Source organism: Actinoplanes sp. NPDC051537, assembly GCF_055586105.1.
The window spans coordinates 302,445-314,047 of record NZ_JBVJIU010000001.1 but is presented as its reverse complement, the minus strand read 5'-3'; the positions used below and the strand labels follow the sequence as shown (position 1 = coordinate 314,047).

Annotated in this window: 11 protein-coding genes; 8 read left to right on the top strand and 3 right to left on the bottom strand. The window is 71.1% G+C overall.

The genetic code is table 11. From position 1 onward, the window contains the following. The first annotated feature begins 124 nt into the window (after positions 1-124). The 8 genes from ACZ6TB_RS01400 (at position 125) to ACZ6TB_RS01365 (ending at position 6,907) form a co-directional block, all read left to right on the top strand. Positions 125-586, top strand: a complete 462-nt coding sequence (locus tag ACZ6TB_RS01400) for a hypothetical protein (RefSeq protein ID WP_465549305.1) — start codon at positions 125-127, stop codon at positions 584-586. A gap of 5 nt (positions 587-591) precedes the next feature. Continuing rightward, positions 592-2,469 (top strand): copper resistance CopC/CopD family protein, encoded by a 1,878-nt coding sequence (locus tag ACZ6TB_RS01395; RefSeq protein WP_465549303.1) that lies wholly within the window; start codon positions 592-594, stop codon positions 2,467-2,469. Between the two features lie 271 nt (positions 2,470-2,740). Further along, positions 2,741-3,010 (top strand): metal-sensitive transcriptional regulator, encoded by a 270-nt coding sequence (locus ACZ6TB_RS01390; protein WP_465549301.1) that lies wholly within the window; start codon positions 2,741-2,743, stop codon positions 3,008-3,010. A 113-nt stretch (positions 3,011-3,123) separates the two neighbouring features. Further along, entirely contained in the window at positions 3,124-3,432 is a 309-nt protein-coding gene (locus tag ACZ6TB_RS01385; RefSeq protein WP_465549299.1) for a rhodanese-like domain-containing protein, read from the top strand. A gap of 302 nt (positions 3,433-3,734) precedes the next feature. After that, positions 3,735-4,196, top strand: a complete 462-nt coding sequence (locus tag ACZ6TB_RS01380; RefSeq protein WP_465549297.1) for a rhodanese-like domain-containing protein — start codon at positions 3,735-3,737, stop codon at positions 4,194-4,196. A gap of 34 nt (positions 4,197-4,230) precedes the next feature. Next, positions 4,231-5,007 (top strand): sulfite exporter TauE/SafE family protein, encoded by a 777-nt coding sequence (locus tag ACZ6TB_RS01375; RefSeq protein WP_465549295.1) that lies wholly within the window; start codon positions 4,231-4,233, stop codon positions 5,005-5,007. A gap of 114 nt (positions 5,008-5,121) precedes the next feature. Then, positions 5,122-5,493, top strand: coding sequence for a rhodanese-like domain-containing protein (locus ACZ6TB_RS01370; RefSeq protein ID WP_465549293.1), 372 nt, complete (start codon positions 5,122-5,124; stop codon positions 5,491-5,493). A 28-nt stretch (positions 5,494-5,521) separates the two neighbouring features. Next, on the top strand, positions 5,522-6,907 hold the full coding sequence (locus tag ACZ6TB_RS01365; protein ID WP_465549291.1) for an MBL fold metallo-hydrolase: 1,386 nt from the start codon (positions 5,522-5,524) through the stop codon (positions 6,905-6,907). A 442-nt stretch (positions 6,908-7,349) separates the two neighbouring features. Here ACZ6TB_RS01365 and ACZ6TB_RS01360 read toward each other — a convergent pair whose 3' ends face one another. From ACZ6TB_RS01360 to ACZ6TB_RS01350, 3 genes are read right to left on the bottom strand one after another with little or no spacing between them, the layout of a single operon-like run. Then, the gene (locus ACZ6TB_RS01360; protein ID WP_465549289.1) at positions 7,350-8,753 is read right to left on the bottom strand and encodes a non-reducing end alpha-L-arabinofuranosidase family hydrolase; all 1,404 of its coding nucleotides are present in this window, start codon (positions 8,751-8,753) and stop codon (positions 7,350-7,352) included. 39 nt (positions 8,754-8,792) lie between these two features. Continuing rightward, positions 8,793-10,058: an extracellular catalytic domain type 1 short-chain-length polyhydroxyalkanoate depolymerase gene (locus tag ACZ6TB_RS01355; RefSeq protein ID WP_465550278.1), complete on the bottom strand. Its 1,266-nt coding sequence runs from the start codon at positions 10,056-10,058 to the stop codon at positions 8,793-8,795. A gap of 58 nt (positions 10,059-10,116) precedes the next feature. Beyond that, on the bottom strand, positions 10,117-11,535 hold the full coding sequence (locus ACZ6TB_RS01350) for an arabinofuranosidase catalytic domain-containing protein (RefSeq protein ID WP_465549288.1): 1,419 nt from the start codon (positions 11,533-11,535) through the stop codon (positions 10,117-10,119). Between the last annotated feature and the right edge of the window lie 68 nt (positions 11,536-11,603).

Genomic DNA, 11,603 nt, shown 5'->3' with positions numbered 1-11,603 from the left:
GGTGTGGTGGAGCGGGGAAGGAGGGGTGGGGGGGCGGATCAACACCCACCCCCCCCCCCCCCGACGGAGGCCCCCCGGTGGTGGGGGGCCCCCCCCCCCCCCGCACCCGGGAAGGAGAGCCACGATGAACCTCTCGATCCGCCGGTCCCCGCTGCTCTACCGGGTGACCATCGTGCTGCTGGCCCTCGCGCTCGTGGCCGCCGTAGTCGGGCGATTCGCCACCGGTGCGGCCGCCCGCGACCCGTATCGGGTGCCTCAGGACGGCCAGATGGAAAGCTCCCTGGGCATTCGCATCACCCAGGCCGCGCTCGTCGGAGACGACGGCCTGGTGGAGATCCGGTATACCGTGCTGGACGCCCAGCGGGCGTCGGCGTTCCAGAACGACGTCAAGCACCCCCCGGTGCTGCGCAACGAGCGCTCCGGCAAGGTCGCCTGGCGGGCCGCGCTGATGAAGCAGGGCCACCAACTGCGTCCGGGCCAGACGTACTACATCCTGTACCTGAACAACCAGAATGCGATCAAGCGCGGCGACAAGCTGGAGATCTCCACCCCCTCGCGCAAGCTGGCGCACGTTCCGGTCCGGTGAACGGCGTGCGACGTCTCGCCGCTCTCGCCATGCTCGCCGTCCTGGCCGCCGCCTTCGCGGCGCTGGCCGGGCCGGCCAGCCCGGCCGCCGCCCACGCCTACCTCGCGAGCAGCTCACCCGCGGACGGCGCGATGCTGGACCGGACCCCCGAACTGATCGTGCTCAGCTTCACCGAGCAGGTCGAGGTGTCCGCCACCCACGTCGACATCGTCGACGGCGATGGCCGGCGGTACGCGCCGACGTCGCTGACCCTGCGCCACCGGGCCGACGCCGCGGCCACCGGCCCGCAGCCCGAGGCCGAGGCGGACAGCGAGGAACCGGCCGACGTGGTCATCGGCTTGCCGCGCCTGCCGGCGAACGTCTACCACCTCACCTGGCGAACGTTGTCCAGCGACGACCTGCACGCCACCACGGGCAATCTGGTGTTCGGGGTGCAGCGCAAGGTGCGGGCCGGTGGAATCGTGCCCGGACCCGCGGCCCCCGGCCCGCTCGAGACCACCCTGCGCGCGACCGGACTGGTCGGCGTCTGCGTGCTGCTGGGCGGCGTCTCGCTGGCCCTGCTCTCGGGCCGCGCCGGCGCGCCGCGCCGCCGGCTGCTGCGGGCCGCGGCCGGTGCCGGGGTGGTCGCGCTCGTCGCCACGCCCGCGCTGCTGGCTGCTCAGGTGTACGCGGGCACCGGCAGCACCGGAAGATTCCTGCTGACCGAACTGATCGGAATGCGCCGTCTCGGCTACGAAATGGGCATCGCGGCGCTCGTCGCGGCGGCGCTGGTGGCTCGCACGCGGCCGGCCGTGGCGATCCGGATCGGGGCGCCCGCCGCCGTGGTGACCGCGTACACCGGCATGACGCTCGGGCACGCGGCCAACACGTCGGTTCTGGTGCAGTCGGCAACCGCCGTGCACCTGCTCGCCGCCGGCGGCTGGGCCGGCAGCGTGGTCGCCGGCGTCCTCGCTCTGCTGCCGGCTTTGCGGCACGGCGGCTCGGCCTCGGCCGCGGCGGGCGTGCTGCTGCGCTCCTTCGCCAAGCTCGCCGTCGCGAGCGTGACCCTGCTGGCTGTCTCCGGCCTGCTGATGACGGGCGCGCTTGTGGCCACCGTGGACGCCCTCCTGACCTCGCCGTACGGGATCATCCTGATCGCCAAGGTGGCTTCGGGCGCCGCGGCCGGTCTGCTCGGCCTGCGCACCGCCCGGCGCCTGCGGCGCGGCGGTCCGATCACCCGGGGCGTCACGCGCGGCCTCGTCGCGGAGGCGGGCGTGCTCGTCGGTGTGCTCGCGCTGGCCGCGGCGCTGGGCTCAGCCGGACCGGCGCGCGGACCGCATTTCGAGGCGGCGGCGATGCGGACCAGTACCGAGGTCAGCGGCCAGGCGGCCGACCTGGTGGACGCCGTGACGATTCGCCCCAATCGGCCGGGGCGCAACGTGGTGTCAGTGACCGTCAACGACACCCGGCGCCCAGCATTAGCCCCGGTCGGTGGCGTCTCGGTGCTGCTTCGGGCGCCGGACGGGCGGTACAACGTGCACCCGGCGACCCGGGCGGCGGACGGCCAGTGGGTCGCGATGACCGACGACATCGACACGGCCGGCGCGTGGCACGTCGCAGTGACCGTGCTGCGCCCCGGTCTGCCCCCGGTGACCGACGCACACGCCTGGGGGGTGGGCGGCGGACCGGCCCCGATCGTCTCGGCCGCGCCGCTGCGTCCGGTCACGACAACCCTCGCCGTGCTGCTGGGCGCGGCGTTGCCGATCGCCGGTGGAATCTGGTGGACGCGGCGGCGCCGTCGCCGGAACGATGAACGTTCCTCGGCGAACTCGATCGGTTCTGCCGGTACCGCCGGCGCGACCGCGGAGGAACATGTGACCGAGCCCTCGGCCCTCGTCCCGTAGATGTGCAGCGCGCCATGTCGCCTCGACGCAGCCGAGGAGAAATTTGCGTACTCGTGCGTCGATGAAGCTCGGGCTTATTGCCCCGCAAACGCACTGTTCATGGGCTCCGCCGCGGGCGCGATCACTGGGAATGTCGGGTCCGGCTACGGATCGCCGTATCACCACGTGGCCCCGTGCGGCATGCGTCATGTCCCCGGAACGGATACCCCCTGGGGTATATTGTGACCGGGGTACCCCCAGGGGTATCCTCGGCAACGGAGAAGGGGTGACCATGGAGATGAGTCCGGTCCTGCTCAAGGACGCATTGATCCGCTTGAAGCGGGCGCAGGGGCAGCTCGGTGCGGTGATCGCGATGATCGAGAACGGCGAGGACTGCAAGCGGGTGCTCACTCAGCTGTCCGCGGTGTCCAGTGCTGTCGACCGGGCCGGCTTCAAGATCATCGCTACCGGGATGCGGGAATGCCAGACCGCCCGCGAGCGCGGCGAGGAGCCGCCGATGAGCGAAGAAGAGCTCGAGAAGCTGTTCATGTCGCTGTCCTGATCCCGAGTTCCCGCACCCTCTGCCGGACGGCACGGGGCGGGAGTTCGGTTCATCTCATGGCCCAACCAAGCCGTTCATATACCCCCCGGGGTATGCACTGATTGGAGTTTCCCGTGACGGTAAGTGAGATTTCCGTTGGTCGGCTGAGCCGTAGCGGCTTCGTAGGTGTGGTACTCGATGTGCGCAACCCGGCTGAGTATGCCGGCGGTCACCTGCCCAGCGCGGTGAACGTGCCGCTCGATGAGGTAGAGACGGTCGCCGCGCGGTACGCCGGGCAGGACGTGGTGACGGTGTGTCACTCCGGTGCTCGCAGTCTCGCCGCCGCCGGGCTGCTGTCCGCCGCCGGCGCCCGGGTGCTGTCACTGGCCGGTGGCACCGAAGCGTGGCGTCAAGCCGGGTATCCGGTCGAGACCAGCCGCTGAGCACCGCAAACGAACGAGGAGATGATGCAGTGACTACGTCGAGTGTGGCGGTCCGCCCGCGGGGAGCAGCGGGCCGGCGACGACAACACCCGCCTGACTAGCTGGCGACCGCCACCTTCGCCGACGTGGCCGCAGCCCGCTCCCGATCTGCCCGCACGGCTCGCCGGCACGGTCTGGGTGTACTGCGGCTCCGACGATCGCGCCGCGGCCGTCAGCAGCTCGACGACGCGTGCGCAGACGCCGGCGCCGACCTGCCCATCGTTCCCGGAAACTGAACCGGAGCACCGAACCTTATGATCATTATGCCGACCGGCGCTCCAGCCGCCCTCGATGTCCCCGCCCTGCAGCACCTGCTGCGCGAGCACCGCGACGAACTGCGCCACCACCTCGACGAGCAGGTCGTCTTGGTCTGCCGCTCCGGGCAGCGCGCCGCGCAGGTCCTCGCCGGCGCCGGTTTGCCGAACCTGCGGGTGCTCTCCGGCGGCATCACCGCGTGGCAGGCCGCCCACGCAGGGGTCACCACCGGCGCCCCACGGTGGGACCTGGAACGACAGGTCCGCCCTGTCGCGGGCAGTGTCGTCCTGCTGGCCGTGCTCATCAGCACCTTGGTGGAGCCGGTGAAGTGGGTGGCCGCGGTCATCGGCGCCGGGCTCACGTTCGCGGCGTCGATCAACACCTGTGCGATGGGCATGCTGCCCTACAACCGCGGACCGCGCACCGACCTCGACCGGATCGTCACCGCCCTGACCGGCGGCCGGCGGTAGACGCCATGCCCCGTCACCCCGCGCGGGGCCGGTCGTGATCGCCGCGATCGGGTTCGGCGCGCTCATCGGGATCCTGCTCGGTCTGCTCGGCGGCGGCGGCTCGATTCTCGCCGTGCCTGCCCTGGTCTACGGCGCCGGCCTGCCCCTCGCCGCGGCCGTGCCCACTTCGTTGCTGGTGGTCGGTATCTCGTCAGCGACCGCCCTGCTACCGCGGCTGCGCGCCGGGCTGGTGCAGTGGCGCATCGCCGCCATCGTCGGCGGCACCGGCGCCGCCGCTGCGTTCGCCGGCGCCGCCGTCAACCGGCTGCTCGACCCCCGCCTCGTCCTGATCGGCTTCGCCGCCCTCATGGTCGTCGCCGGGCTGCGGATGCTGCGAGACACCGGCGACTCCGGCGGCGACTGCGCCCTGCCCGGCGGCGGGGTCAACTGGCGCGGCTGCCTCCCCAAATCCATCGCCGCCGGCCTCGCGGTCGGGTTCCTCACCGGCCTGTTCGGCGTCGGCGGCGGCTTCCTCATCATCCCCGCGCTGGTCCTGCTACTCGGCCTGGGCATGCCCACCGCGGTCGCCACCTCGCTGGTCATCATCGTAATCAACTCCGCCGCCGGGTTCGCCGCGCACGCCGGTGACGCGACCATCGACTACCGCATCGCCGCGGCGTTCACCCTCGCCGCCATCACCGGCTCCCTGGCCGCCGGCCGGATCGCCGGCCGGCTACCCACCAAGCGGCTGCAACGCGCCTTCGCCTGGCTCGTCTTCGCCATCGCCGCCTTCGTCGCCATCCAGGCGATCGTCAACCCTGTCACAGCCTGAACGCCCCCGGAGGGCGGCGCACAGCACAGCCATCACCCAAGTACCCCCGGGGGTATCCGATGAGATCGATACCCGCCCGTTGGTCCGGCACCACCAAACCACCAGGGAGACCCGATGCCCGTAGCCGCATTGCTCACCAAGCTGTTCCGCAAGCCCTACCAGTCCGTGGACCCGGAGCGGGTCGCCGCGCTGATCGCCGGCGGCGCGGTGCTGCTCGACGTGCGCGAGCCGGCCGAATGGCGCGCCGGGCACGCACCCCAGGCCCGGCACATCCCTCTCGGGCAACTCACCGCCCGGCTCGCCGAAGTGCCGGCCGACCGGCCCGTGATTACCGTCTGCCGGTCCGGGGCCCGCTCCCGGAAGGCCGCCGCCCTGCTCACCCACCACGGACGGCAGGTGCACAACCTCAATGGCGGCCTGCGTGCCTGGACCAGCGCCGGGATGCCACTGCTGGCCAAAGGCGGCCGCCCCGGCCGTCTCGCCTGACCGCCCCATCACGTTCAAGGGAAGAAGCATGCTCTTCACGCAGTACTACCTCGACTGTCTCTCCCAGGCGTCGTACCTGATCGCCGACCAGATCACCGGCCGGGCCGTGCTCGTCGACCCGCGCCGCGACATCGGCGAATACCTCGCCGACGCCCGTACCCATGGCCTGCGCATCGAGGGCGTCATCAACACCCACTTCCACGCCGACTTCCTCGCCGGACATCTCGAAGTCGCCGCGGCCACCGGCGCCTGGATCGGCTACGGCCACCGCGCCGACACCGAATACGAGATCCGCAAACTGACCGACGGCGAACGCATCAGCCTCGGCGACGTCACACTGCAGATCCTGGAGACGCCAGGGCACACCCCCGAGTCGATCAGCGTGCTCGTCTACGAACGCGCGACCGACACCGCGCCCTACGGCGTGCTCACCGGTGACGCGCTGTTCATCGGCGACGTCGGCCGCCCTGACCTGCTCGCCTCCGCCGGCGTCACCGCCGAGGAGCTCGGGCGCATGCTCTACGACAGCGTGCAGCGCAAACTTATGGGCCTGCCGGATCAGGTGCGGGTGTTCCCCGCTCACGGCGCCGGCTCGGCCTGCGGCAAGAACCTGTCCACCGAACGGCAGTCCACCGTCGGCGAGCAGCGCCGCACCAACTACGCCTGCGCCCCGATGAGCGTCGAACAGTTCCTCGCCCTGGTCAACGCCGGGCAGCCCGCCGCACCCGGCTACTTCGCCTTCGACGCCGCCCTCAACCGCCAGGCCCGCAACCTGTTCGACCACGCTGCCGCACCCCGGGCGCTGACCGTCGCCGAGTTCACCACGGCCCGTACGGCCGGCACTGTCGTGATCGATGCCCGGGACCCGCACGACTTCGCCGCCGGGCACCTGCGCGGCGCGCTGAATATTCCGGCCGACGGCCGGTTCGCCGAGACCGCCGGCACCGTCGCGCAGCCCGGCGACACGCTCCTCGTGGTCGCCGACTCCGACCGCGCCGAGGAGATCATCCTCCGGCTGGCTCGCATCGGCTTCGACCGGGTCCTCGGCTACCTGCACGAACCCGAGGCCGCCCTGCCGCAGATGGAAGCCGATCTCATCCGCGCCAGCCGGGTCACCGCCGCAGCCCTGCGCATCGCCCTCGGCAGCCCGCAACCGCCCGTGATCCTCGACGTCCGCACCGCCGGCGAACGTGAGCAGGGTGCCATCGACGGCTCGGCACACATCCCCCTGGCCGAGTTGCCCCGCCGCCTCGCCGAGATCCCGGCCGACCGGCCGGTCGTCGTGCACTGCGCCGGCGGCTACCGCTCGTCGGTCGCCGCCAGTCTGCTGCGCACCACCGGCCACCCGGACGTCTCCGACCTGCTCGGCGGATACGCCGCGTGGCAGCTCGCGCTCACTCCCGCCACCCGCTGACCGGCCCGCCTCGCAGGACCTGCGCAGGACCAGGCCCTCGGCGGTGGCGATCGCTTTCATCGTCACGATGCGGACGCCGGTGTAGAGCATGAGCAGGGCGAACAGTCCGAACCCGGTCGTCGCGGCGGTGGAAGGGCGGCCGGCCGCTGCGACGAGCGCGGCGAGGGCGGTCGCGACGGCGAATGCTGCGCACAAGATGTTGTTGCGCCGCCGGTTCTGGTAGACGGCGAGCGGCTGTCGCAGCGCGGCGGGTGTGGGAGGCCGTTGCGGATGTCGGATGACGACCACGATCTTACCGGCCACGCCGTCGACGGCGTCGGCCGGGAACGCCGGCATGCCGGGCGCGACCGCGGCTCCCGGGCGAGTCACGGTATCGAGAGCACTGCCGCAGGCCGACGCCGCCGCGTCCCGGCTGAACCGGGGCGCGACGGCGTACGGCTGGTTATCGCTGCAGGGTGAGCAGGCCCGGGCGCCACGGCAGGTTGTTGTAGTCGCCGCCGGCGTTGGGGTTCTTGCCCTGGTAGAGCAGTTGCAGGTTGCAGGGGTCGACGGTCTTGGTCTGGTCGGGGTTGTTGCGGACCAGGTCGCCGTGGCTGATGTCGTTGGTCCAGGTGGCGCCGCTGTTGGCCTTGCCCGCGAACGGGTTGCTCTCGCTGGCGGCGTTCGGGGTCCACGAGCCGCTCAGGCTGGAGGCGGTGAACGACCGGAAGTAGCGGCCCTGGCTGCCGATCGCCTCGACGAGCATCAGGTACTGGTTCTGGCCCTGCACCTTGTACACCTCGACCGCCTCGAACAGGTTGTTCGTCGAGTCGCTCATCACCGTGGTGTACGAGGAGCCGAAGCTGCCCGGGAAGTTCCCGATCGGCATGCTGGCCCGGTAGATCTTGCCGTTGTCCCCGGCGAAGAACAGGTACATGTTCTGCCCGTCACCGATCAGGGTCTGGTCGATCACGCCGGTGCCGGAGCCGGAGATGCTTCCGGTGAACAGGGTCTGCGCGCTGGACCAGCCGTTGGCGTTGGTCGGGTCGGTGGACGTCTTGTAGCTGAAGGCGGTCGGGCCCCATTGGTAGGCCAGCACCCAGATGTTCTTCGGGGCGAAGTAGAGCAGCGTGGGCGCCACGGTGCCCTGGCTCATGCCGTTCTGGCCGGCGGAGGCCATGTCCGACCAGTTGGTGAACGGGGTGAAGTTCATCGAGCCGTACGACCCGTTGCTGACGTTCGACGCGTACACCAGGTGCTTGCCGTTGTAGACGACGTTGGTGAAGTCCTTCAGCGACGTCCACCCGTTCTTGGGATTGGCCAGCGAACCGGTCGAGGTCCACCGGTAGCTCGACGGCAAAGTGCAGTTGCTCCCCGGGTTCGAGGGCGATGGGGTCGGCGACGTGGGCGTCACGGACGGCGACGTGGGCGTCGGGGTGGTCGGGCCGGTGCTGCCGGTGCAGGGGACGCCGTTCAGCGAGAAGCTGGTCGGGCTGGGATTGCTGCCGGTCCACGAGCCGTTGAAGCCGAACGACACGGTGCCGTTGGTCGCGACCGAGCCGTTGTAGCTGGCGTTGGCCGCGGTCACCGCCGACCCGCTCTGGGTCACCGTCGCGTTCCACGCCTGCGTGACCGTCTGCCCGGCGCCGTACGACCACGTCAGCGTCCAGCCGGACAGGGCGTCACCCAGGTTGGTGATCGACACGTTGGCGCCGAAGCCGCCCTGCCATTGCGACGACACGGCGTAGTTCACCGAGCATCCGGCGGTGGCGGCATGGGCGGGCATCGCCACGACGACCGCCGCCGACGCCAGCAATCCGAGGCCGGCCGACACCAGGCCGACCTTGGCTGGTCTGGATCTGGTCATGAATCTCTCCTGTGGGGGATGGGGTTGACGCGGACAGGTTCAGGCGGCGCCGCACGCTGCGCCGTTGAGGGTGAAGCCGGCCGGGGTGCCGCTGTTCCCCGTGTGTGTTGCCTGGAAGCCGATGCTGACCGAGCCGCCGACCGGGATCGCGGCGTTGTACGACACGTTCTTGGCGGTCACCGCGCCGGCGGCGGGCGCGTAGGTGGCGTTCCAGCCGGAGGTGATCGTCTGCCCGGCGGGCAGGGTGAAACTCAGCGACCAGCCGTTGACGGCTGTGCTGCCGGTGTTGCCGACCGTGATGCTCTCGGTCAGCCCGGTGCTCCAGGCGTTGACCGTGGCCGTGACCCGGCAGGCGCTCGTGCCGGGCGGGCTGCTGGTAGTGGGGCTTGCCGGCGGAGTCGACGGCGTGCCATCCAGTCCGAGGAAGGAGATCGCGTACGCGAGCTGGCCCGTCTGCGGCAGCGCGTGCCCGACGCCGGCGATGCTGATGCCTTCGACCGTGGCCTGGGTGCCGGTGGTGCCGTACCGGGTGCGTGTCCACGACGACTGCGGGTGGTCGGTGAACGCCGGTGTCGGGCTCAGCCCGTGCAGGGCGGTCCACTGCTTGATCTCCTCGCCGAAGTTCGGGTAGGCGAGGGTGGTGTCGGTGTCGCCGTGCCACAGCTGCATCCGCGGGTACCCGCCGGTGTATCCGGGATACATCGCGCGGGCCTGGCTCGCCCACTGGGCCGCGGTCTTGATCAGGCGTCCGCCGGAGCAGGTGCTGTTCCACAGCGATCCGTCGGTGGTGGCGAAGCAGCCGGCCGGCACGCCGGAGAACGCCGACGCGGCCGAGAACACGTCCGGGTACTCGGCGGCGAGTACGTTGGTCATCATCGCGCCGGAGGAGAAGCCGCTGACCACGATCCGTGCCGGGTCCACGTTGTAGTGCGAGCGGGCCCAGGAGACCATCGACATGATGCCGGTGGAGTCGCTGCCCCCGTTGCGTTGCAGGGCCTGCGGGGTGGACACGTCGAAACAGCTTCCGCTGCGGGTGGCTTCGGGCAGCACGATGACGTAGCCGTAGCGGTCGGCCGCCGTGACGTAGTCGTGGCCGTTGCCGTTGAAGATGCCGGCGGCGGAACCGCTGCAGTAGTGCACGAGAACCAGCAGCGCCGGATGGGGCGCCACGGTGGCCGGCACGTAGACGTACATGTTGAGGTTGGTCGGGTTGGCCCCGAAGCCGGTCACCCGGGTGAGCGCGGCCGCGGCCGCGGGCCCGGCCAGCAGCAGCACGGAGGCGGCGATCAACGGGAGCAGGGCCATCGAGAGAGCGACCCGGAGATTCCTTCGCACATCGGATCCTTTCAGCGCGGGGAAGTGATCACCGGTAGCCGGCGGTGACGATGCTGGCCTGGACGGCGTTCTCGGTCGCGTCGCTGGGGTAGCCGGAGGCGATGGCGCCCTCGTAGAAGGTGCCGGTGCTGAGGTTGGTGTTGGTGGCGCAGCAGTCGCCGCCGCTGCCGAGGATGATTGCGCCCTGCTTCCTCATCGGGCTGTACCCGCGGGGGAGGGCGCCGTCCCACAGCGTGGCGAGTGAGCCGGACTGGGCGTTGCTGCCCTTGATGGCGAACCGGGAGGTGCCGTTGTTCTTCAGCATCGCGGTGACGAACTTGCTGGTGAAGGCCCGTTGGTTGGGGTTCCAGGAACTGCTGCCGCCGGGGTACAGGCCGTACTCGAGGTCGGCTTGGACCCAGGGACCGGAGCCGGAGCATCCGCCGAACCAGCAGCTGGTTCCGAAGTAGATCGCGTCCATCGCGCCGGCGCCGTCCGCGCGCCGGGTGGTCTCGCTGTTGCCGTAGTCGAAGCAGCAACCGCTGTTGACGTGGGTGCCGCTGGTGACCATGTACATGCCTTCGGGCGCGCTGCCGGTCGGTATGCCGGTGGCCGAGCCGTTGCGCCAGTAGCTGTTGCCGGGGTTGATGTAGAGCGAGTAGACCTTGCTGCCGCCGACCGTGACCGTCTCGCGGGTAGCACCGGCGGCGGTGTCGGCGCCCCCGACCCCGCCGGGTCCCTGGTAGCCGAGGTTGTTTCCCCGCCCGGACTGGTCGTAGATGACGGTGATGACGCACGAGGTGCCGCCGCAGAACGAGTCCTGCGCCGCGGCGTTGGCCGCGCCGCCCCGGCTAACGACGCCGATGTCGCGGGTGGTGTTGTCCGACGAGCGGCGCACCTGGTACAGGGCGCCGGTGTACGCGGCGAACAGCGCACGGGTGGTGCTGTGGGCGGCCACGCACGGCGTCCCCCCGGCGGCGTAGAGGTCGCAGGGCAGGCCGGCCGGCGGAGTGCTGGCCGTCGGGGTCGGGGTGGCCGGCGACGTGGTGGGGGTGGGCGTGACCGGGGCGCCGGTGCACACCACGCCGTTGAGCGTGAAGGCCGCCGGCGCGGGGTTGCTGCCCGTCGAGGCGCCGTTGAAGCCGAAGGCCGCGGTGCCACCGGTGGGGATGGACGCGTTGTAGCTCGCGTTGGCCACGGTGACCTGCGCACCCGACTGGGTCACCGAGCCGTTCCACAGCTGGGTGACGGTCTGACCGGCGGTGAACGACCAGGAGAGCTGCCAGCCGTTGATCGGATCGCCGAGGTTGGTGACGGTGACCGACGCGCCGAAACCGCCCGGCCAGGAACTGGTGACCGCGTAGTCGACCCGGCAGCCGGCCGCGGCCTGCGCCGGGGCCGTCGTCGCCGCGACCACTCCCGCCGTGAAGGCCAGCCCGACGGCGAGAAGCAAGGCTCTGGTTCGCATGGCGCCTCTCCTGTTCGGTGCGAATGTCCGGTGCGAATGTCCGGCGCGAGCGTCCGGCGCGAATGTCC

Bases quoted from the DNA above. Each gene is read 5' to 3' on its own strand.
- ACZ6TB_RS01360 (WP_465549289.1), bottom strand. From the start codon at position 8,753: ATGACCAGATCCAGACCAGCCAAGGTCGGCCTGGTGTCGGCCGGCCTC.
- ACZ6TB_RS01365 (WP_465549291.1), top strand. From the start codon at position 5,522: ATGCTCTTCACGCAGTACTACCTCGACTGTCTCTCCCAGGCGTCGTAC.
- ACZ6TB_RS01370 (WP_465549293.1), top strand. From the start codon at position 5,122: ATGCCCGTAGCCGCATTGCTCACCAAGCTGTTCCGCAAGCCCTACCAG.
- ACZ6TB_RS01390 (WP_465549301.1), top strand. From the start codon at position 2,741: ATGGAGATGAGTCCGGTCCTGCTCAAGGACGCATTGATCCGCTTGAAG.
- ACZ6TB_RS01350 (WP_465549288.1), bottom strand. From the start codon at position 11,535: ATGCGAACCAGAGCCTTGCTTCTCGCCGTCGGGCTGGCCTTCACGGCG.
- ACZ6TB_RS01380 (WP_465549297.1), top strand. From the start codon at position 3,735: ATGCCGACCGGCGCTCCAGCCGCCCTCGATGTCCCCGCCCTGCAGCAC.
- ACZ6TB_RS01355 (WP_465550278.1), bottom strand. From the start codon at position 10,058: ATGGCCCTGCTCCCGTTGATCGCCGCCTCCGTGCTGCTGCTGGCCGGG.
- ACZ6TB_RS01400 (WP_465549305.1), top strand. From the start codon at position 125: ATGAACCTCTCGATCCGCCGGTCCCCGCTGCTCTACCGGGTGACCATC.